The sequence below is a fragment of the Streptococcus anginosus subsp. whileyi MAS624 genome, assembly GCF_000478925.1.
Classification (GTDB): domain Bacteria; phylum Bacillota; class Bacilli; order Lactobacillales; family Streptococcaceae; genus Streptococcus; species Streptococcus whileyi.
The window spans coordinates 1,428,551-1,450,345 of sequence record NZ_AP013072.1 but is presented as its reverse complement, the minus strand read 5'-3'; the positions used below and the strand labels follow the sequence as shown (position 1 = coordinate 1,450,345).

23 protein-coding genes and 2 pseudogenes are annotated in these 21,795 nt (G+C 39.6%); 21 read left to right on the top strand and 4 right to left on the bottom strand.

Features of this window, described 5'->3' with window-relative positions; translation table 11 throughout:
• Positions 1-32 precede the first annotated feature (32 nt).
• The 12 genes and pseudogenes from ANG_RS07395 to ANG_RS07345 all read left to right on the top strand — a co-directional run.
• Positions 33-170, top strand: a pseudogene (locus ANG_RS07395) (DNA adenine methylase); the annotation flags it as partial.
• 73 nt (positions 171-243) lie between these two features.
• Entirely contained in the window at positions 244-1,014 is a 771-nt protein-coding gene (locus ANG_RS07390) for a DpnI domain-containing protein (RefSeq protein WP_003034993.1), read from the top strand.
• 2 nt (positions 1,015-1,016) lie between these two features.
• The gene (locus tag ANG_RS07385) at positions 1,017-1,451 is read left to right on the top strand and encodes a DpnD/PcfM family protein (RefSeq protein ID WP_003027635.1); all 435 of its coding nucleotides are present in this window, start codon (positions 1,017-1,019) and stop codon (positions 1,449-1,451) included.
• A gap of 10 nt (positions 1,452-1,461) precedes the next feature.
• Positions 1,462-1,638, top strand: a pseudogene (locus tag ANG_RS10995) (DpnII family type II restriction endonuclease); the annotation flags it as partial.
• A 167-nt stretch (positions 1,639-1,805) separates the two neighbouring features.
• On the top strand, positions 1,806-3,935 hold the full coding sequence (locus ANG_RS07380) for a Tex family protein (protein WP_025271869.1): 2,130 nt from the start codon (positions 1,806-1,808) through the stop codon (positions 3,933-3,935).
• Entirely contained in the window at positions 3,922-4,371 is a 450-nt protein-coding gene (locus tag ANG_RS07375; protein WP_020999542.1) for a SprT family protein, read from the top strand. Before ANG_RS07380 ends, ANG_RS07375 begins: the two co-directional genes overlap by 14 nt.
• Before the next feature lie 104 nt (positions 4,372-4,475).
• On the top strand, positions 4,476-4,748 hold the full coding sequence (locus ANG_RS07370) for a PspC domain-containing protein (protein ID WP_025271868.1): 273 nt from the start codon (positions 4,476-4,478) through the stop codon (positions 4,746-4,748).
• A 50-nt stretch (positions 4,749-4,798) separates the two neighbouring features.
• Positions 4,799-5,320, top strand: coding sequence for an NUDIX hydrolase (locus tag ANG_RS07365; RefSeq protein WP_003034911.1), 522 nt, complete (start codon positions 4,799-4,801; stop codon positions 5,318-5,320).
• A 117-nt stretch (positions 5,321-5,437) separates the two neighbouring features.
• Positions 5,438-6,370, top strand: a complete 933-nt coding sequence (gene hprK, locus ANG_RS07360) for an HPr(Ser) kinase/phosphatase (protein WP_003035022.1) — start codon at positions 5,438-5,440, stop codon at positions 6,368-6,370.
• Positions 6,363-7,136, top strand: a complete 774-nt coding sequence (gene lgt / locus ANG_RS07355) for a prolipoprotein diacylglyceryl transferase (protein ID WP_003035056.1) — start codon at positions 6,363-6,365, stop codon at positions 7,134-7,136. Before hprK ends, lgt begins: the two co-directional genes overlap by 8 nt.
• Before the next feature lie 18 nt (positions 7,137-7,154).
• On the top strand, positions 7,155-7,538 hold the full coding sequence (locus ANG_RS07350; RefSeq protein WP_003035016.1) for a DUF948 domain-containing protein: 384 nt from the start codon (positions 7,155-7,157) through the stop codon (positions 7,536-7,538).
• 15 nt (positions 7,539-7,553) lie between these two features.
• A complete protein-coding gene (locus tag ANG_RS07345; protein ID WP_003035000.1) occupies positions 7,554-8,024 on the top strand; it encodes a YtxH domain-containing protein in 471 nt (156 codons plus the stop codon).
• 86 nt (positions 8,025-8,110) lie between these two features.
• On the opposite strand, the gene ANG_RS07340 is transcribed toward ANG_RS07345, so the two are convergent.
• On the bottom strand, positions 8,111-8,404 hold the full coding sequence (locus ANG_RS07340) for a DUF3270 domain-containing protein (RefSeq protein WP_003034955.1): 294 nt from the start codon (positions 8,402-8,404) through the stop codon (positions 8,111-8,113).
• 138 nt (positions 8,405-8,542) lie between these two features.
• Here ANG_RS07340 and ANG_RS07335 point away from each other — a divergent pair, with 138 nt between their 5' ends.
• The 7 genes from ANG_RS07335 to ANG_RS07305 all read left to right on the top strand — a co-directional run bounded on the left by ANG_RS07335 (position 8,543) and on the right by ANG_RS07305 (position 17,326).
• The gene (locus ANG_RS07335) at positions 8,543-9,472 is read left to right on the top strand and encodes a peptidase U32 family protein (RefSeq protein WP_003035012.1); all 930 of its coding nucleotides are present in this window, start codon (positions 8,543-8,545) and stop codon (positions 9,470-9,472) included.
• A 130-nt stretch (positions 9,473-9,602) separates the two neighbouring features.
• Entirely contained in the window at positions 9,603-10,889 is a 1,287-nt protein-coding gene (locus tag ANG_RS07330; RefSeq protein ID WP_025271867.1) for a peptidase U32 family protein, read from the top strand.
• A gap of 697 nt (positions 10,890-11,586) precedes the next feature.
• Positions 11,587-13,248: a ribonuclease J gene (locus ANG_RS07325; RefSeq protein WP_003035058.1), complete on the top strand. Its 1,662-nt coding sequence runs from the start codon at positions 11,587-11,589 to the stop codon at positions 13,246-13,248.
• A gap of 97 nt (positions 13,249-13,345) precedes the next feature.
• Positions 13,346-14,137, top strand: coding sequence for an alpha/beta hydrolase (locus ANG_RS07320; protein ID WP_003034999.1), 792 nt, complete (start codon positions 13,346-13,348; stop codon positions 14,135-14,137).
• Between the two features lie 144 nt (positions 14,138-14,281).
• Complete coding sequence (locus tag ANG_RS07315; protein WP_003034985.1) at positions 14,282-14,986, top strand: matrixin family metalloprotease; 705 nt, start codon at positions 14,282-14,284, stop codon at positions 14,984-14,986.
• Position 14,987: 1 nt separating this feature from the next.
• Positions 14,988-15,353, top strand: a complete 366-nt coding sequence (locus tag ANG_RS07310; protein WP_025271866.1) for a hypothetical protein — start codon at positions 14,988-14,990, stop codon at positions 15,351-15,353.
• 74 nt (positions 15,354-15,427) lie between these two features.
• The gene (locus tag ANG_RS07305; RefSeq protein WP_003035094.1) at positions 15,428-17,326 is read left to right on the top strand and encodes an ABC-F family ATP-binding cassette domain-containing protein; all 1,899 of its coding nucleotides are present in this window, start codon (positions 15,428-15,430) and stop codon (positions 17,324-17,326) included.
• 378 nt (positions 17,327-17,704) lie between these two features.
• On the opposite strand, the gene ANG_RS07300 is transcribed toward ANG_RS07305, so the two are convergent.
• From ANG_RS07300 to murT, 3 genes are read right to left on the bottom strand one after another with little or no spacing between them, the layout of a single operon-like run.
• Positions 17,705-17,953, bottom strand: coding sequence for a LapA family protein (locus ANG_RS07300; RefSeq protein ID WP_003035088.1), 249 nt, complete (start codon positions 17,951-17,953; stop codon positions 17,705-17,707).
• A 28-nt stretch (positions 17,954-17,981) separates the two neighbouring features.
• Positions 17,982-18,767, bottom strand: coding sequence for a lipid II isoglutaminyl synthase subunit GatD (gene gatD / locus ANG_RS07295; protein ID WP_003035035.1), 786 nt, complete (start codon positions 18,765-18,767; stop codon positions 17,982-17,984).
• A complete protein-coding gene (murT, locus tag ANG_RS07290; protein ID WP_020999546.1) occupies positions 18,767-20,110 on the bottom strand; it encodes a lipid II isoglutaminyl synthase subunit MurT in 1,344 nt (447 codons plus the stop codon). Before murT ends, gatD begins: the two co-directional genes overlap by 1 nt.
• A 107-nt stretch (positions 20,111-20,217) precedes the next feature.
• Between murT and cdaA the strand changes: the two genes are divergently transcribed.
• Both cdaA and ANG_RS07280 read left to right on the top strand, forming a co-directional pair.
• A complete protein-coding gene (gene cdaA, locus ANG_RS07285) occupies positions 20,218-21,075 on the top strand; it encodes a diadenylate cyclase CdaA (protein WP_003034897.1) in 858 nt (285 codons plus the stop codon).
• On the top strand, positions 21,062-21,790 hold the full coding sequence (locus tag ANG_RS07280; protein ID WP_003035032.1) for a CdaR family protein: 729 nt from the start codon (positions 21,062-21,064) through the stop codon (positions 21,788-21,790). Before cdaA ends, ANG_RS07280 begins: the two co-directional genes overlap by 14 nt.
• Positions 21,791-21,795: the final 5 nt, after the last annotated feature.

Sequence of the window (21,795 nt, the reverse complement as noted above, 5' to 3'; positions counted from 1 at the left end):
AATAAATAGACTATATGTGCAAAGGAACAATCATGTCTTCAGACAACATAAAATTAAAATACTATAATCTTCAACCATTTACCAAATGGACAGGCGGAAAGCGACAACTTTTAAGTGTATTGAGGAGCTATATGCCTGAAAAATATAATCGTTATTTTGAGCCTTTTGTAACTCCTTCGTCAAAAAGAATTTTAGCGAATTACGAAGATCTGATGCATAAATGAAAATACAGAGGAACTATATATGAAACTAGAGTTACCCACTCATCTTGCAAAGAGTTATAAGAGTAAATCTCAAATTGCAAGGGTGATAACAGAATCATGGGTTGCGGAAAATGCTTATTGTCCCAATTGTGGGCAGATTTACTTATCACATTTTGAAAATAATCGTCCTGTTGCAGATTTCTTTTGTGCTAATTGTAGAGAAGAATTTGAGCTGAAAAGTAAGCAAACTAATTTTTCCACAATTATTAACGACGGTGCTTATGATACGATGATTCGTCGTCTGGAAAGTGAGAATAACCCTAACTTTTTCTTTTTGAACTATTCTAAAGAAATGACGGTAATAAATTTTATTTTAATTCCGAAACATTTTTTTACACCTAAAATTATTATTAAAAGAAAACCCTTGTCATCCAGTGCTCAAAGAGCAGGTTGGATAGGCTGCAATATTGATATTTCGCACGTTCCAGAGATTGGAAAAATATTTTTAGTAAGAGATGGACAGATTGCAAAACAGAGACAAGTACAAGAAAATTTTCAAAAAACACTTTTTTTACGAAATAAGACGAAAGATGCACGAGGGTGGACATTAGATATTCTGAATTGTATTGATAGAATCCCGAAGAAAAACTTTACTTTGAGTGATGTATATGCATTTGAAAAAGAGTTGCAGGAACAATATCCAAATAATCACTTTGTTAAAGACAAAATTAGGCAGCAGTTACAAGTGCTGAGAGATAAAAATATCATTGAATTTATTGGACGAGGTCAGTATAGAAAGTTGGATAGGTAAGGATGAATATTGAGATAATAGAAACTTTGTCAAAAATTGTAACAATTGACGCTTCAACCGTTGAAGAGGGGATAAATCAAGTTGATCAATTGTATCGAAATGAAGAAATTATCCTAGATACCAATGATTATCTATCAACAGAGTATGTAACTTTAGATATGGTAAACGTAAATAGTTCAAAGGACAAAGTAGCGCCATCCGAAGTATATGAATTTGTAAAATTATTTTGGCCTAATTGGGACAATGAAGAAGACGCCGAATCTCTCTCCGTTATGATTTATACTTTGTCAGATCCCGACTGTATTCGATGGATGAGTGAAAACCTAGAATTTTTTGATCAAGATTTATTTGAATATGATTATCATCCAGAATGGTTGGACTCTATTGAACACCGTTTATTACTTATACAAGAATTATTGAGTAATCGTACAAATTAGATGGAGTCTCACAGAACTAAGCCAATTTGTCGAGAGTTCAACAGATGATGTGAACTTTGTCTGGGTAACAGATGGACAGGGCTGGAAAACGGCACACTTACCTCTTGCGGAAGCTTTTGCTCATATTCCAAATGTATTTAATCTGGAGATGATTAAGCGAGGGTATTTAACTGAGTTGTTACAATGATTAAGTACATAATCTGAAGAATAATTCATCTTTATCAGTGTTTTTAGAATGATAAATTGCACTTATTCTTGTAATTTATCAAATGAATAAATAATGGCGAAAGAAGAAAGTAGCCAGAGAGACAATTGCATTTGGACTGCTGGATAAGGTATGGTATAATGTTCTTTATGGAAACAAATATTATCGAACTATCGCAAAGTTTAAAGATTAGTCAGAAGCAAATTGAAAAAGTATTGGAACTGACAGCAGAGGGCAACACGATTCCGTTTATCGCTCGTTATCGGAAAGAAATGACAGGTAATTTGGATGAGGTAGAGATTAAGGCTATTCTTGATTTGGATAAAAGTCTGACGAACCTCAGAGAGCGTAAGGCAACGGTGCTGGCAAAGATTGAGGAACAAGGAAAGCTGACGGACAAATTGCGTGCGGCCATTGAAGCAGCTGAAAAGTTGGCTGATGTGGAGGAACTCTATCTTCCTTACAAAGAAAAGCGTCGGACAAAAGCTACGATTGCACGTGAAGCAGGACTTTTTCCTTTGGCACGACTCATATTACAAAATGCTGCCACTCTTCAAGAGGAAGCAACTGCCTTAACTAACGAAATATTTCCGACGGCAGAAGCAGCTCTAGCTGGAGCTGTAGATATTTTAGTGGAAGCCATTTCAGAAGATGTACAACTGCGTGCTTGGACTTATCATGAAATGCTGACAAATTCAAGCATTGTTTCAACTTTAAAAGATCAAGATTTGGACGAAAAGCAAGTGTTTCAAATTTATTATGACTTTTCCGAAAAAATCGCAGATATGCAGGGGTATCGCACCTTGGCACTGAATCGTGGTGAAAAGCTAGGTGTTCTCAAAGTTAGTTTTGAGAACAATGTAGATAAGATTATCCGCTTCTTTGAAGTGCGCTTTAAGGTCAAAAATGACTACATTCATGAAGCAATCCAGCAAGCTGTGAAAAAGAAAATCATTCCAGCTATGGAACGTCGGATTAGGGCAGAATTGACCGAGACTGCAGAAGACGGAGCCATTCAGCTCTTTTCAGATAATCTGCGAAATCTGCTCTTGATTGCACCACTCAAAGGACGCGTGGTACTAGGATTTGACCCAGCTTTTCGGACAGGAGCAAAATTAGCGGTCGTAGATGCCACCGGGAAAATGCTGACAACTCAGGTTATCTATCCTGTTCCACCGGCAAAAGCAGCGCAAATTGAAGCTTCTAAGCAAGATTTGTCAGACTTGATTGACCAATTTGGTGTTGAAATCATTGCTATTGGGAATGGAACAGCTAGTCGTGAAAGTGAAGCATTTGTCGCTGAAGTATTGAAAACTCATCCAAACGTCAGCTATGTTATTGTCAATGAAAGCGGTGCGTCTGTTTATTCTGCTAGCGAATTGGCGCGGCATGAGTTCCCTGATTTGACCGTTGAGAAACGTTCGGCTATCTCTATCGCACGTCGACTGCAAGACCCTCTTGCAGAGCTAGTTAAAATTGACCCAAAATCAATCGGTGTCGGTCAATACCAACATGATGTGAGCCAGAAGAAATTATCTGAAAGCTTGGATTTTGTCGTAGATACCGTTGTTAACCAAGTCGGCGTTAATATCAATACCGCAAGCCCATCTCTTCTATCGCATGTGGCAGGGTTAAACAAAACGATTTCTGAAAATATTGTCAAATATCGTGAAGAAGAAGGCGTGATTCGCTCGCGTGAGGAGATTAAAAAAGTTCCTCGTCTAGGTGCTAAAGCATTTGAACAGGCGGCAGGGTTCTTACGAATTCCCGAAAGTGACAATGTTTTGGATAATACAGGTGTTCACCCAGAGAGTTATCCAGCTGTTGAGAAATTGTTCCAAACGCTTGCAATTACGGACTTAGATCAAGCCGCTCAAGAAAAATTGCAGTCTTTAGATGTCAAAAAAGTTGCTGCAGATTTGAACTTGGGAGAAGTTACCCTCAAGGATATCATTGCAGACTTGCTCAAGCCAGGACGTGATATGCGTGATTCATTTGATGCACCAGTTCTGCGTCAAGATGTCCTTGATATGAAGGACTTACAAATTGGGCAAAAGTTAGAAGGCGTTGTCCGCAATGTTGTTGATTTTGGTGCTTTTGTCGATATTGGCATTCACGAAGACGGCTTGATTCACATTTCGAAGCTCAGTAACAGCTATGTCAAACATCCAAGCCAAGTAGTTTCTGTTGGTGATTTGGTAACCGTGTGGGTGGATAAGCTGGATATAGAAAGAGAAAAGGTCAATCTTTCCTTGGTGGCACCGCGTGAATCTAACTAACTATGTTAGACAAGTCTCTTTGGAAGATTTTGACAAAGAATTTCGACATATGGCTTCTTGGAATAAGCGTCTTCGCTCAACAGGTGGACGCTTTTTTCCAAAGGATGGTCATCTTGATTTTAATCCTAGAATCTATGAACAGTTTGGTTTAGAAACCTTCCGAAAAATTGTGCGGCATGAGTTGTGTCACTATCATCTTTACTTTGAAAAGAAGGGCTATCGGCATAAGGATCGAGATTTTAAACAATTATTGAAAGCAGTGGACGGTTTGCGCTATGCCCCTACTTTATCAAGCCAATCAACTTCAAAAACGCTTGTTTATCAATGCTTGCATTGTCGTGCACAATATCATAGAAAAAGACGAATCAATACTGAGCGGTATTGCTGCGGACGTTGTCAAGGGAAACTCATTTTTATCAGACAGTTGCAGTCTTAATGACTATTTTCGCGAAACAATCAGAAATCCGCCTAGGGACGGATGGCATGATGACTGAAATGTGCTACACTAGATTTAGTATCAATGAAAGAGGCTAAATGATTATGAAAACAAAATTTTATAAATTACGCCGAAATAGCGCTGTATCAGGAGTCTTGGCTGGTTTGTCGGACAAATTTGGTTTAGATGTAGGGCTTGTTCGCTTTTTATTCGTTTTATTTACCATTTCTAATTTGGGCTTAGGGATTATCATCTACATCATTTTATCATCTGTGATGCCTTACAAGGAAGACGTAGAAGAAGAAATGTATGGAACAGGACCTCGTAAGCGCAAAGAAGCAGAAGCAATCAAAGAAGATGACGGCTGGTTTTGGTGAGTGTGTTGGAGCAAGCGTTTGGTTATATATGCTAGAAAGGAGTTCGGACAATGGACTCCTTTATTTTGGGAGGAGGAGAAATGGAATATTGGGATGCTTATAATGAGCAAAGAGAACGACAAGGAGATTTTCTAAAGAGAGGTCAACCAATTGCAGAAGGGCAGTATCACCTTTGTGTCAATGTCTTCGTTCGCCATATAGATGGAGAATTTCTCCTGATGCACCGCAGTCCAAAAAAAGAAATTCATCCTAATTATTATGAGTTTGGTGCAGGAGGGAGTGTGTTGGCTGGTGAAGATAGCATGACCGCAGCCTATCGTGAATTGCAGGAAGAAACTGGGCTGATTCCTAGAAAAATACAACTGATTGAGCAGACGACTTCACCTAAAGATCACTGCCATTTTGATTTTTATGAGGCAATCGTCACAGAGAAAGACGTGAAATATCAAGAAGGTGAAACGGATAGCCACATCTGGCTGAAACCTAGTGAACTCCGTTATTTTATGAATCGTTATCCTTTATTTCAAAATCAAAAACAAATTGTAGAAAAAATGCTCCAGTCAGAGAAGTAGTAAATGCTATATATTATATATGGTTGCATCCATTTTCTTTGCAAAATCAAGGATGAAACTCTCCTTTAATCTCAAAATTTGCTATAATAGAAAAAGAAACTATCAAAGGGGAAGAATATGACTGTAAAGATCAAAGATCTATTAAAAAAAGTCAGGTTAAATGTGGTTTATGGCGACGAGAAAATGTTGGAAAGAGAAATTACGACCTCTGATATTTCCCGTCCAGGACTTGAAATGACAGGTTATTTTGACTATTACACACCAGAGCGTATCCAGCTAATGGGCATGAAAGAATGGTCTTACTTGATGAAGATGACGGCACATAACCGCTATCAGGTTTTACGGAAAATGTTTGAACAAGATACAGTTGTGATTGTTGCGCGTGATTTGAAAATTCCCGATGAGATGTTAAAGGCTGCAAAGGAAAATGAAATTGTTGTTCTCAGCAGTCACACACCGACGAGTCGTTTATCCGGTGAAATTTCTAGCTATCTAGATTCACGTTTGGCTGAGCGAACCAGTATTCATGGCGTTCTAATGGATATTTACGGAATGGGTGTCTTGATTCAAGGAGATAGTGGAATCGGAAAAAGCGAAACTGGTTTAGAACTGGTGAAACGGGGACATCGTTTAGTTGCGGATGACCGCGTAGATATCTACGCAAAAGATGAAATGACCCTCTGGGGCGAGCCAGCGGAAATTTTGCGCCATTTACTTGAAATACGCGGTGTTGGGATTATTGATGTCATGAGCCTTTATGGAGCTAGCGCTGTCAAGGATTCATCACAGGTTCAATTGGCTGTTTATCTGGAAAATTATGATGTCAATAAAACATTTGACCGTTTGGGAAATAATGGTGAAGAGTTTGAAGTATCAGGTGTGTCCATTCCAAGGATTCGTATTCCTGTGAAAACGGGTCGCAACATTTCGGTGGTGATTGAAGCAGCAGCGATGAATTACCGTGCAAAAGAAATGGGCTTTGATGCCACGAAGACTTTTGAGGAACGCTTGACCAATCTCATTAGTGAGAATGAGGTGTCTCATGATTAATCCAATTGCATTTAAAATAGGACCTCTAAGTATTCGCTGGTATGCGATTTGTATTGTAACAGGTTTAGTTTTAGCTGTTTATCTGGCTATGCGTGAAGCGCCGCGAAAGAAAATCATTCCAGATGACATTCTTGATTTTATCCTCATTGCGTTTCCTTTAGCAATCGTTGGAGCTCGCATTTATTATGTCATTTTTGATTGGGGCTATTATGCTAAAAATCCTGCTGAGATTTTTGCCATTTGGCACGGAGGAATTGCTATCTATGGCGGTTTAATCACTGGAGCGATTGTCTTGTATTTTTTCTCACAGAGAAAGCTTATCAATACGCTAGACTTTTTAGATATTGCCGTTCCGGGCGTAATGATTGCCCAAAGTCTTGGACGCTGGGGCAATTTCTTCAACCAAGAGGCTTACGGAGCGATTGTTAAACGTTTGGATTACTTGCCAAGTTTTATGCGCAACCAAATGTATATTGATGGTCATTACCGACAACCAACTTTTCTTTATGAGTCGGTTTGGAATTTGCTAGGGTTCGCTCTGGTGATGATTGCTAGAAGAAAGAAAAACTTCCTCAAACGTGGTGAAATTACAGGGTTTTATCTGATTTGGTACGGAATGGGGCGCATGGTCATTGAAGGTATGCGGACAGACAGTCTCATGTTTGCTGGCTTGCGTGTGTCACAATGGTTGTCTGCTGTTCTAGTGGTTGCAGGAATCATTCTCGTCATTTACCAACGCAGAAAAAAAGATACCCCTTATTATTAAAAAGTTAGGAGAAGAAAAATGCTTGAAATTGCTTATAGTTTAGTGGCCCTTGCTTTGATTGCTTTGATTGTTTACACGATTTTCTTAGTCAGGAAAATCTCAACTGTTGTTGACGAAACAGAAAAAACAATTCAGGTATTGACGACAGATGTCAATGTGACACTCTATCAAACCAATGAATTGTTAACCAAAGTGAATGTTTTAGCAGATGATATTAATGGAAAAATGACAACCATTGACCCGCTTTTCACTGCAGTTGCAGATTTATCTGAGTCCGTTTCGGATTTGAATGATTCTGCTCGTCATTTGAGCAAAAAAGCTGCTGCAGCAGGAAAAAATAGTATCAAAGCTGGTGCAACTTTATCGGTCTTACGGATGATTACAAAACTATTTAAAAAATAAGAAAGAAGGTTTATTATGGGGAAATTTTCATCAATCCTTTTAGGAACACTCTCTGGAGCAGCTGCAGCTGTATTTCTTACTAGCAAAAAAGGAAAAGAAGTGACTGCGAAGGTTTCTGATTTTATGAATGACGTCAAAGAAAATCCAGATGATTTTAAAGAACAAGTAGTACAAAAAGCCAATCATTTCTCTAATCAAGCTGCAGAAGCAGTCAACCAAGCCAAAGAAAAGGTTGAGAGCGGAGAAATTACAGGTGAAACAATTCTTGACTCTGTGAAAGAAGCAACGAAACAAGTAGTTGACTTCTCACAAGAGAAATTTCAAGAATGGAAAGAAAAAATGGAGTCAGAAGGGATTTCACCAGAAGAATTTAAAAAATCTGCTCCTGAATCAGCAGAAAATGAGCCTACTTCCGAGGATATTGTCATTGATTTGACAGAAGAAAACCAAGAATCGGAAAATGAAGACAAAAAAATTGAGGACTAGCACCTCAATTTTTTTAACATCGATTTTACATCACAACGAATCACAACAAAAACAGTGCCTTGCAAATAGGCACTTCAATCCCAAAACTATTTATTTCTTTTCCGACGAATAAATGCTTGCTGCATTTTAATGCAGACTAAACTAACACCAATTGCTAAAGTAAAAGCTAAGAAAGTGTTTACTTTAATAGACAGGAATAAAAAGCTAAATAAAGCTGTCAAGATACAAAATGTAGCAATATTCACGAAAAATAGTAATTCTTTCAGGTTTGGATTCGTTTTTGCTTCAGGAATGTAATCTTGATAAAGGGGATATTGTTCTTGCTCTAGTTCTGGATAGGTGTAGTCCTCTTGATAGGACTGATATTTTCTTGCGGTCATGTTCTATCTCCTTACAGTACTCTCTTATTTTATCATGATTTTAATTAGATAAATATTACATAACGGTTACAAAAAGGCTAAAAATGCTTTTCAAATTAAAAAATAGAAGAGAAATCAAAAATATGTTATAATTTTGCTATGAAAAAGATTATCATTACAGCGACAGCTGAGAGCGTTGAACAAGTAAAAGAGCTTTTAGAAGCAGGCGTAGATCGCATTTATGTAGGTGAAAAAGAGTATGGTCTTCGGTTACCCCATACTTTTTCTTATGATGAATTGCGGCAGATTGCAGCCCTTGTACATGAGGCAGACAAAAAGTTGACAGTTGCTGTCAATGCTTTGATGCATCAGGAAATGATGAATAAAATCAAGCCATTTCTAGATTTTTTAGTGGATATTCAGGCAGATTATATTACTGTGGGAGATGCTGGAGTTTTTTATGTGTTAAAACGTGACGGTTATCCGTTTAAGACGATTTATGATGCCTCGACTATGGTTGCTAGCAGTCGTCAAGTAAACTTCTGGGGGCAAAAAGCTGGCGCTTCTGAGGCAGTTCTAGCGCGTGAAATCCCATCTGCTGAACTATTTAAAATGCAAGATATTTTAGAAATTCCTGTTGAGATTTTAGTTTATGGCGCTAGCGTCATTCATCACTCTAAGCGTCCACTTTTGCAGAATTATTATAATTTCACTCATATTGATGACGAAAAGAGTCGTGAGCGTGATTTATTCCTTGCAGAGCCGAGTGACCCAGATAGCCATTATTCTATTTTTGAGGACAATCATGGGACGCATATTTTTGCAAATAATGACTTGGATATGATGACGAAACTTGGAGAGTTGGTAGAACATGGCTTTACACATTGGAAATTAGAAGGGATTTATACGCCGGGACACAATTTTGTTGAAATTGCTCAACTTTTTGTGCAAGCACGTGAGTTGATTGAGACCAATCAATTTACACATGATCAGGCTTTCCTTTTGGATGAGCAGGTTCATCAATTGCATCCAAATAATCGTTTCTTGGATACTGGATTTTATGAATATGATCCAGATCAGGTGAAATAAGGAATACAGGTGGTCGCGAGTTGTGACTGCTTGTTTAACATTCACAATCTGCTACCTTTAGTTTGCTTTCAAGCCCTTTTTGCTATAAAATAAAAAGGCTAAGTATTAGAATATGGAAAAGAGCGAGAATATGACAAAAACTTTGAAAAGACCAGAAGTTCTGGCGCCTGCTGGAACGTTGGAAAAATTAAAAGTCGCCATTCGCTATGGAGCGGATGCTGTCTACATTGGCGGACAAGCCTATGGTTTGCGCAGTCGTGCTGGAAATTTTACGTTTGAAGAAATGGAAGAGGGCGTTCAATTTGCTCGTGAACATGGCGCAAAAGTCTATGTGGCTGCGAACATGGTAACCCACGAAGGAAATGAAGAAGGAGCTGGGGAATGGTTCCGCACTTTGCGAGATATTGGCATTTCTGCCGTTATCGTATCTGACCCAGCATTGATTGCCATTGCTTGTACAGAAGCGCCAGGTTTGGAAGTACACTTGTCAACACAAGCTAGCGCAACAAACTATGAAACCTTAGAATTTTGGAAAGATTTGGGGTTGACACGTGTCGTTTTGGCGCGTGAGGTTTCTATGGAAGAACTAGCAGAAATCCGCAAACATACCGATGTGGAGATTGAAGCTTTTGTTCATGGTGCTATGTGTATTTCCTACTCAGGACGTTGTACTTTGTCCAATCATATGAGCATGCGGGATGCCAATCGGGGGGGCTGCTCTCAATCTTGCCGCTGGAAATATGATCTCTACGATATGCCCTTTGGACAAGAGCACAAGAGCTTAAAAGGCGAAATTCCAGAAGAATTTTCTATGTCGGCTGTGGATATGTCCATGATTGACCATATTCCAGATATGATTGAAAATGGAGTAGACAGCTTGAAAATTGAAGGACGTATGAAGTCTATTCACTATGTATCTACTGTTTCAAATTGTTACAAGGCGGCAGTAGATGCTTATCTTGAAAGTCCTAAAAAGTTTGAAGCAATCAAGCAAGATTTAGTAGATGAAATGTGGAAAGTTGCGCAACGTGAGTTGGCGACAGGATTTTATTATCATACACCGACTGAAAATGAGCAGCTTTTTGGAGCACGCCGCAAAATTCCGCAATATAAATTTGTGGCAGAAGTGGTGGCTTATGACCCTGATACGCAAACAGCGACTATTCGGCAACGAAATGTCATTAACGAGGGCGACCCAGTTGAGTTTTATGGTCCTGGTTTCCGTCATTTTGATGCAGTCATTACAGATTTACACGATTCAGATGGAAATAAAATTGATCGGGCTCCAAATCCGATGGAACTATTGACGATTTCCTTGCCACATCCGGTTTATCCAGGTGATATGGTACGTAGTCGTAAAGAAGGTTTGATAAATCTTTATAAAGAAGACGGCATAAGTGTCACAGTACGGGCATAAAAATCCACATTGAGAAGAGGTTTGAATGGTTAATTCTACCTCTTTTCATTTGCAAAAAATATTTTAAAAATTTTGATGTAAACGCTTGCTTTTTTAAAAAAGAAGGTGTACAATATAATTAAAGAAAGATAAGAAAGGGCTGATTCCAATGGGTATCGGAACGTTCATATTTTAAATCGTTTATGATGTATTAGTTTCTATTTGCTAATTGTTTTTCTTAATTGGAGGTATTTGATAAATATTTCTGAAGATGTCATGTAGTGGTTTGTAGAATTGCATCGCGTATAAAGAACGCAAAGTAAGAATAAATAAGAATGTTATTTGATGCAGTCGGTAGAAGCTTTTTAATGATTTTCACGCTTTGGTATAAAACCGCTATTGTTTTAGATGAAAAAACTTGTTTTTGATATATTGTGGACAAGAAAATCATTCTTTAATAAAATAACGATGGAATCATCATAAGAATCTCTTTTCAGATAATTACTTTCTGAAAGTCTATCTATCACTTATTAGCAAATAGAGACGGCTCCTAGCTTTCTGTAGATATACAGTAACTAGGAGTTTTTTGTATGCTCTGTTCTTTGAAAAAAATCATGAAAAGTAGTATAATAAATTGGATATGCAAAAGATTTGCAAAACTGTAATTCGACTTGGGATTCCAAGGACCGTTAGTAAAAAAATTTGAAAAGGAGAATCAATGAGCAATATTAAATTGATTGCTTTAGGTGGCGTACGTGAGAATGGAAAAAATCTTTACATCGCTGAAGTGGATGAATCTATTTTCGTCCTGGATGTCGGATTAAAGTATCCGGAAAATGAACAGCTTGGTGTGGATTTTGTCATTCCAAATATGGACTATTTGTTTGAAAATAAGGACCGTATTGCAGGGGTATTTTTGACACACGGGCATGCGGATGCAATTGGTGCCTTGCCTTATTTATTAGCTGAAACGAAAGTCCCTGTATTTGGCTCAGAATTGACGATTGAGTTGGCTAAGTTATTTGTCAAAGGAAATGATACGGTCAAAAAGTTCAATGATTTTCATGTGATTGATGAAGACACAGAGATTGATTTTGGAGGTACAGTTGTATCTTTCTTTAAAACAACGCATTCCATTCCAGAGAGTTTAGGGATTGTTTTGAAAACGTCTGAGGGAAATATTGTTTATACGGGTGATTTTAAGTTTGACCAAACGGCTAGTCAGTCTTATGCAACAGATTTTACGCGTTTAGCAGAAATTGGTCGAGAAGGTGTTCTAGCTCTTCTTAGTGATTCTGCAAATGCAGATAGTAGTATTCAAGTGGCGAGTGAAAGTGAAGTCGGCAAAGAAATCACCGATACGATTGGTGATTGGAATGGACGCGTCATAGTTGCAGCGGTTGCAAGCAATCTTTCTCGTATTCAACAGGTTTTTGAAGCTGCTGCTAGGACAGGTCGTCGTGTTGTGCTGACGGGGTTTGACATTGAAAATATCGTTCGTACTGCTATTCGCTTGAAGAAATTATCACTCGTGGACGAACGTTTGCTAATCAAGGCAAAAGAAATGTCCAAGTTTGAAGATCATGAGTTGATTATTTTGGAAACTGGGCGTATGGGTGAGCCAATCAATGGCTTGCGCAAGATGTCTATCGGACGTCACCGTTATGTAGAAATCAAAGAAGGCGATTTGGTTTATATTGTTACAACACCGTCTATCGCAAAAGAAGCTTTGGTGGCGCGTGTGGAAAACATGATCTACCAAGCAGGTGGTGTTGTCAAACTAATTACGCAAGATTTACGAGTGTCTGGACATGGAAATGAGCGCGATTTGCAATTGATGTTAAACCTCTTGCAGCCGAAATTCTTGTTCCCAATTCAAGGAGAATATCGTGAATTGGCAGCACATGCTAAAGCTGCAATGGCAATTGGTATGTTGCCAGAGAACATTTTTATTCCAAAACGTGGTAGCATTATGGAATATGAAAAGGGTGATTTTGTACCTTCTGGTGCGGTATCTTCTGGTGATGTCATGATTGATGGAAATGCGATTGGTGATGTCGGAAATATCGTTCTTCGTGACCGTAAAGTTCTGTCTGAAGACGGTATCTTTATCGTCGCCATTACGGTGAACCGTCGTGACAAGAAGATTATTTCCAAAGCCAAGGTTCATACACGTGGATTTGTTTATGTCAAGAAAAGCCGTGATATTTTGCGTGAGAGTGCTGACTTAATCAATAAAACAGTTGAAGATTACCTTGCAAAAGATAATTTTGACTGGAGTGAGTTGAAAGGCTCGGTGCGTGACAATCTTGCGAAATATCTCTTTGAGCAAACCAAACGTCGTCCGGCAATTTTACCTGTTGTAATGGAAGTGCGTTAAGTAGGTTAAATTAGCACATTTTATATAGTTACAAAAATCGTGGGGTCAGGACGTTTGTTCCAACCCCTTTCTTACACTTATATTAAAAGGAGAAAAAATGGCATTTTTTGAAATAGAATATCATTCAGCAGTACTAGAAATGGAGCGTCGTGTCAATGTCATCTATCCTGATGCGGATGCAGTAGCCCCCAGTCAGATAGCAGATATGGATATTCCCGTTCTTTACCTTTTGCACGGCATGGGAGGCAATGAAAATTCGTGGCGAAAACGGACGAATATTGAGCGTTTACTGCGCCATACAAATTTAATTGTCATTATGCCGTCAACAGATCTTGCTTGGTACACCAATACTGCTTATGGATTGAATTATTATGATGCCATAGCAAAAGAATTGCCTGAGGTTATGCAGCGATTCTTCCCCAATATGAGTCGGAAACGGGAGAAAACATTTATTGCAGGTCTGTCAATGGGAGGTTATGGGGCTTATAAAATAGCCTTGACGACAGATCGATTCTCTTATGCAGGGTCATTTTCAGGCGCTATTGGGCTCGGTCTAGATGATGTGGACATAGAAGAACTTCCAGGTGGGACGCTCAACTATTGGCAAGGTGTGTTTGGCGATTTGAAAGCAGCTGATGTCAAGCGGCATTTTTTGACGACAATGGCAAAGAAGTCAGATAAAAAGACTAAATTTTACGCTTGGTGTGGGGAGCAGGATTTTCTTTATCAAGCAAATGAAGTAGCTGTTAAACAATTGCGCGAATGTGGCTTAGATATCACCTATCATCATAATCCGGGAAAGCATGAGTGGTATTATTGGGAAAATCAACTAGAAGAATTTCTGAAATGGTTGCCGATTGATTTTGAAGTGGAGGAGCGCTTATCCTAAAGTTGCTTGAGAGATGACTTTTTTGACAGCAATTTACATTTTTTTGTCAATATTTTATTCTTTCTTTTACAGTTCTCTATGTTAAGAAATTTTTAAGCGAATCTCATTATACTTACTCTTTACATTTGAGATTAGGAGGGAAGTATGAGGTTTATATTTCGAATATTTTCAGCGCTGTTGCGCTTGATATGGCGTTTAGTTTATAGTCTTGCATTAACAGCACTCTTTTTAGTCGGAATCTTGTATATCATGAGTCCTTCTAAAAGCAGTTTTTCGACAACACTTCAGCAAGATGTCAGTCAAATTTATCGATATGTAAGTGGACAGGATAGTCAGCTAGGCGTCGGGCAAAATGTGAAAGACCTGACCAAACAGCTATCGGACAATCATGTTCATCAAGCGTCTGGTGTCCGATGGGACACAGCAAGCGCTACGGTTTATATAGATACACAAGATGAGACATTTCGCTCAGCTTATCAAGAAGCCATTCGTGCTTGGAATCAAACAGGTGCTTTTACTTTTCAGATTGTAAATGATAAAAATCAAGCCAATATTGTGGCGACAGAGATGAATGATGGTACGGTGAGTGCGGCAGGTGAGGCAGAATCACAAACTAATTTATTGACGAAACGCTTCACAAATGTAACGGTTCGACTAAATCGTTACTATCTATTGAATAGTCAATATGGCTACTCTTATGAGCGAATCGTAAACACAGCAGAACACGAACTGGGACATGCGATTGGATTGGAGCATAATGAAGAAAAATCCGTCATGCAATCTTCTGGCTCGTTTTACGGGATTCAAGCAGTAGATGTTCAAGCAGTAAAGGAGTTGTATCAAGCATAGCATGATAAGAAGTATCTTTAAAATCATTAGACGTTTCCCAGAGCAAGTTTTCTTGTTTGTCTTTAATTCTAGCATTTTTGCCTGGCTATGGCAAAGTGGTTCTGATATTGCCAATCATATCGGTGTTACAGCTGCATGGCAGGAACATGTTCCTGTGTCCATTCAGAATTTCTTTGGTCAAAATAGTCAAGCTATTCAAGGATTTTTCAATCATTCAGCTGTGATGTGGTTGATTGGTTCGATGATAATTCTTTGGGTCATTCGTTTTGTAAAAGGAATCATCAAATTAGGGCTTTTTGCTTTGATTATTCTATTAGGTGTTTACCTTGTGATGCAAAATCAAGAAATTTTAAGTAGCTTTAAATGAAAATGCGGTCGAAATGAACCGTATTTTTGTTTTCTAAGATAGCAGTTGAGATAGGAATCTGCTATAATAGGTTTATGATTATTTTACAAGCAAATAAGATTGAACGCTCTTTTGCAGGGGAGGTTCTTTTTGATAATATTAACCTGCAGGTGGATGAGGCTGACCGGATTGCCCTAGTCGGTAAAAATGGAGCTGGAAAGTCAACCCTGCTCAAGATTTTAGTAGGTGAGGAAGAGCCTACTTCTGGTCAAATCAATAAAAAACGAGATCTTTCCCTGTCCTATCTGGCTCAGGACAGCCACTTTGAGTCGGAGAATACCATCTATGACGAGATGCTGCTGGTCTTTGATGGCTTGCGTCAGCAGGAGAAGAGGTTGCGTCAGATGGAGCTGCAAATAGGAGAATTGGCAGGAGAAGAGCTGACTGCTCTCATGACTCAGTACGATCAGCTGTCAGAGGATTTCCGTCAGGCAGGTGGCTTTACCTATGAGGCAGATATTCGTGCAATTCTCAATGGTTTTAAGTTTGATGAGTCTATGTGGCAGATGAAGATAGAAGAGCTTTCGGGCGGGCAGAATACTCGATTGGCTTTAGCGAAAATGCTGTTGGAAAAGCCAGATTTATTGGTACTGGATGAGCCTACCAACCATTTAGATATAGAGACGATTGCTTGGCTGGAGAACTATTTGAGCAACTATAGCGGAACTCTCATCATCGTCAGTCACGACCGTTATTTCCTAGACAAAGTAGCCACTGTGACGCTGGACTTGACCCAGCATTCGTTGGACCGCTATGTGGGAAATTACTCTAGTTTTGTTCAGCAAAAGGAGCAGAAGCTCTTGACAGAGGCCAAGAATTATGAAAAGCAGCAGAAGGAAATTGCTGCTTTGGAGGATTTTGTTAATCGCAATCTGGTTCGGGCATCTACAACCAAGCGCGCTCAATCCAGACGCAAACAGCTAGAAAAAATGGAGCGTCTTGACAAGCCAGACAGAGGCAGCCGTTCTGCTAATATGACCTTTCGCTCGGCTAAACCTTCTGGAAATGTCGTTCTGATTGTAGAAGATGCGGCTATCGGTTATGATAACCAAGTGTTGTCCGAGCCTATCAATCTGGATATTCGTAAATTTAACGCAGTAGCTATTGTCGGACCAAATGGTATTGGCAAAACAACTCTTATCAAGTCCATTGTGGGACAAATTCCTTTTATCCGTGGGCAGGAGCATCTGGGGGCAAATGTGGAACTGGGCTACTATGACCAGACCCAAAGCCGATTGACACCGAGCAATTCAGTCTTGGACGAACTTTGGAATGATTTTAAACTAACACCAGAAGTGGAAATCCGCAATCGTCTAGGTGCCTTTCTCTTCTCAGGAGATGATGTCAAAAAGTCTGTCAGTATGCTGTCAGGTGGGGAACGGGCGCGGCTTTTACTGGCTAAGCTGTCTATGGAAAATAAAAATTTCTTGGTGCTGGATGAGCCAACCAACCACCTAGATATTGATAGCAAAGAGGTGTTGGAGAATGCCTTGATTGACTTTGACGGCACTCTGCTCTTTGTTAGCCATGACCGCTACTTTATTAACCGCGTTGCCACGCAGATTATCGAGCTTTCTGATACTGGCTCTACTCTTTATCTGGGCGATTATGACTATTATCTGGAGAAAAAAGCAGAGCTGGAAGCTTTGAGAGAGGAGAAAGCTACTGCATCAGAGCCCACTCAGCCTCAGCCAGTCACCAACTACCAACTCCAGAAAGAAACGCAGAAAGAAGCGCGAAAATTAGCTCGCCGTTTGGAGCAGCTGGAAGCTGAAATCGAAGAGCTGGAGATGCAAACGACCGAGTTGACTACAGCTATGCAGGAGACCAATGACGCGAGTGAGCTCATGGAGTTTCAGCAGAAGCTAGACCAGCTGACTGAACGACAGGAAGCAGCCATGACAGAGTGGGAAGAAGTGGCAGAACAGGTGTGAGCGCGCTATTTTTAAGTCAAGAAAGTTCATCCGAAGAGGAGAAATTCCTCCCTGAGAGTAAATCTCGAACGTTTCAAACGGGAATGAGAGTTTTTTGAGCAAAAAACTTTGTCCTTCATGAAGGACGAGGCAACTTTTAAATAATTTGCCATTTTCCACATTCGGACGAGAAGTTTTAGGGGAGAGATTGCTTTGACCAGTTTTCGGAAGGAAGTTTTTGGAGAAAATTCCGAACATTCTTGTTTCGGACAAAGCTTTTTTGAAAAAATAATGTCGTCCGATTTTCGGACAAGAGGATTTTGACAAAAAAAGACGTGTCCGAAAGTAAAATCCGAATTTTTTAAGAATATCTTCAAAAAACTAGGTTGGATTTCCAACCTAGTTTTTTGTTTTGAGTTCTTTTTTGGCTTTGGCTAATTCATTTTTGAGAGAAAAATTCTTTGGCATGCTGATGAGGATAGTAGTGATAGCTCCAAGTAAGACAGAGAGTAAAATTAAGAGAATCAGTGGAATTTTAAAACGAAAGAGAATAAAGCTAACGGTGACGCTTTGCATATTTGCCAAAGACAGTCCAGCGATTAGGAGGATTGCAAGTAGCAGTAAAATGTAGTACATTCTTTCTTTCATCATTGGTCTCCTTTTGTGTTTCATATCCCTATTCAAACTCTGCCTTGCTCTTGACGTCTCCGTATTCTTCTGGGACTTCTTGAGCTAGAATGTCCTCGTAGTTGGCGAGGGGAATATCTTGACCATATTTATTCTTCAGAGCAGTTGTCACTAGGCGGTAAGCTAGATTGGCATTGCGGGATAGGATAGGACCGTGGAAATAAGAGCCAAAGACATTCTTGTAGTGTACGCCTTCGCTTTGGTCTTCCTTGTTGTTTCCATTCCCATAAATAATTCTGCCGAGCGGTTTTTCATCGTCAGATAGAAAGGTCCGTCCTTGGTGATTTTCAAAACCATAATAGGTTTCGTCAAATTCATCGTTATAAATCTTGATGTCGCCGATGTAGCGGTTATTTTTTTGATTGAGAGTATAGTGTCTCATAATTCCAAGTCCCTCAATCCGCCGACCAGAAGCTTCGATATAGTATTGACCTAGAAGCTGAAAGCCACCACAAATAGCTAGCACCACGCCGTCATGATTGATAAATTCTTCCAAGCTATCTTTTTTTGCAGGCAGATCTCGTGCCACAATGGTCTGCTCGTAGTCTTGCCCTCCGCCAAAAAACGCCAAATCATAGTAATCTTTGTCAAACTCATCTTCAAGTGAGACAATATCAATCTGAACGCGAGCGCCTAGCTTTTCAGCTACATATTTGAGCATGAGAATATTGCCATTGTCACCGTAGGTATTCATGAGATTGCCATAGAGATGAGCAATCTTTAAATCATAAGTATAATCCCGATTTTCAGGAGAAGTTAGTGATGTATAAACCATTAGTTCATCTCCTTTCTGACGACTTGATGAGAAGCAAGCAATTCACGGAATTCTAGCATGGCGGTATAAGTAGCTAGGATATAGGCATGCTTGGTTTCTTGGTTTTTAATTTCTTCAAAGACTTGGCTCAAATCAGCTACTTCACTGATTTGTTCAGCATTATAACCAGTAACTCGCAAGCGGCGAGCAATCTCAGAATGACGAACCCCGCCAGCAATCATATGCGGGATATCCATGTTCAAAACCTGCTCAAAATCCGCGTCCCAGATCCAACTCGTGTCAATACCGTCCGCGTAGTTAGCATTGAGCAAAACGGACAAGCTAAATGGGTAAGGAGTGAGCTTGATCATCTCCAGAGCTTGCGTGGCTCCGACAGGGTTTTTAATGAGAACCAGCGTGCACTCTTTGTCGCCAATCTTGAAAGTTTCCTGACGTCCGAAAACGGCTCTGCTCTTGTCAAAACCAGTCTTGATAGTGGTTGGGTCAACTCCAAAGAACTGAGCAACGGAAACGGCAGCTAAAGCATTATAGATATTATACAGACCACCGATGTTGATGTGATAGCTTTGACCGTCAATGACAAATTCTGAACTGTTGTGATGAAGGCTGGTCAATTGGGTCAGTTTGTAGTCTAATTCAGGACGTTTAAAATCACAGTGCTCACAAATATAATCGCCTAGATTAGCATAAGTATTGAGCTTGTATTTTAAAATGTGCTGACATTTAGGACAGAGAATACCCTCCGTATTGTAATGAGCTAGCTGTGGTTCTCCTTTTTCGGTATCAAAACCATAATATTGGACCGGATTTTTGAGAGTAACAGAGTTAAACAGCGGACTGTCTCCATTTAGTAAGACAGTTGCCGTAGGAACCTTTTGAGCAGCATCCAAAATCATTTGGTAGGTCGTGTAAATCTCCCCGTAACGATCCATTTGGTCGCGGAAAATATTAGTAAAGACGAAGAGGCTCGGTTTAATGTAGTCGCAAATGCGTGAGAGACTGGCTTCATCGATTTCTAGTACGGCGATATTCTTGCCGGATTTTCCTTTTTTAGCGGTCAGAAAAGTCGTCGCAATCCCGCTAATCATATTGGCTCCGCTGGGATTGGTCACAACTTCGCCAAAAGCCTCTTTGAGGATTCCAACTGTAAGAGCAGTAGTCAGAGTTTTACCGTTGGTTCCTGTGATTACCACCACTTCGTAGTCACGCGCTAGTGTGTTTAAAATGTTGTTGTCAAATTTCAGAGCAAGCTTTCCGGGCAAGGTCGATCCGCGTCCCAATTTGCTTAACACAAAATGGGAGGATTTTCCTACAAGTTTGCCAAATAATGTATTTATCTTCATAAGAAATATTTTATCATAAAAAAGTAAAGAAGGTTACAGAAAAATATTTTGAAAAGTGATATAATAGTCAAGAACGTTTTTAGGTTGAGAAAGAGAGGACACTGAAAATGAATTTTCAGCAATTGTCCAATCTCCAATATTGGTCTAGTTTATTTTCTAGCCCTTGGAGTATTGTTACCAATATTATAGATATTGCACTGGTTGCTTGGATTTTATTTTATTTTACAAAGGCAATCGCTGGCACTAAAATTATGATTCTCGTTCGAGGGGTTTTAATGTTTGTGCTGGCTCAGATTCTTGCCAATGCCATTGGTTTAACAACGGTCTCTTGGTTGATTAACCAAGTTATCACCTATGGGGTCATTGCGGCGGTTGTGATTTTTACACCTGAGATTCGTACAGGTCTGGAGAGGCTGGGGCGTGCTACCGATTTGTTTTCGACAGCACCCATTAGCTCAGAAGAAAGAATGGTGCAGGCATTTGTCAAAGCAGTGGATTATATGAGTCCGCGGAAAATTGGAGCTCTCGTTGCTATCCAAGGAAGCAGAACCTTGCAAGAATACATTGCAACAGGGATTCCGTTGGACGCTGATGTATCTGGTGAGTTGTTAATCAATATCTTCATTCCCAATACACCGCTACATGACGGTGCTGTCATTGTAAGAGACAATAAAATAGCCGTTTCTTGCGCTTATCTTCCGCTCACAGAAAACACAGGGATTTCTAAGGAATTTGGGACACGTCACCGCGCGGCAATCGGTCTGTCAGAAGTATCCGATGCCCTTACTTTTGTAGTATCGGAGGAAACTGGAGGTATCTCTATCACACATAATGGAGTTTTCAAGCATAATTTGACATTAGAGGAATTTGAAGCAGAATTGCGGAAAATACTGATTTCAGATGAACCACCAAAATCACCATTTAGAAATCGTGTGCTAGGAGGTTGGAAACATGAAAAATCGTAAACAGATTTGGTACATCATTTCTTCAATCTTTTTTGCGGGTGTTTTATTTATTTACGCCACCACGACAAATTACCAAAATAATTCAAATGCTAGACAAACAACTTCTGAAACCTATACCAACACCTTGCCTAGTGTACCAATCGATATTAAATACAATAGTGAAAAATATTTTATTAGTGGATTTTCATCTGAAGTGTCGGTGGTGCTGACAGGCTCTAATCGTGTAACCCTTGCCAGTGAAATGCAAGAAAGTACACGAAAATTCAAGGTTGTGGCGGATTTGACAAAAGCTACGGAAGGAACAAGAGAGGTACCTTTAGCTATTAAAAATTTACCAAGTGGGTTGACTGCGACTGTTACACCGGCTAAGATTACGGTGAAAGTTGGCAAGAAAGCAAGTAAGACAGTTGAAGTGAAAACAACTATCAGTTCAGCACAGTTAGCAGATGGGTTGATGGTTGATCGCGTGACGGTTGGTGACAATAAGGTAACTGTTACAAGTGACGAAGATACGCTGGCTAAGGTAGATCATGTGGAAGCGGTAGTGCCAACTAGTGAAAAAATATCCGCTAACTATTCAGGAAATGCCCCACTACAGGCAGTTGATGCAAATGGTACAGTTTTGCCAAGTGTGATTACTCCTTATGAGACAACCATAAAAATTACTGTTAAATCATCAAGTTCGTCTTCAAGTTCGACGAGCTCATCGAAATAAAAGTA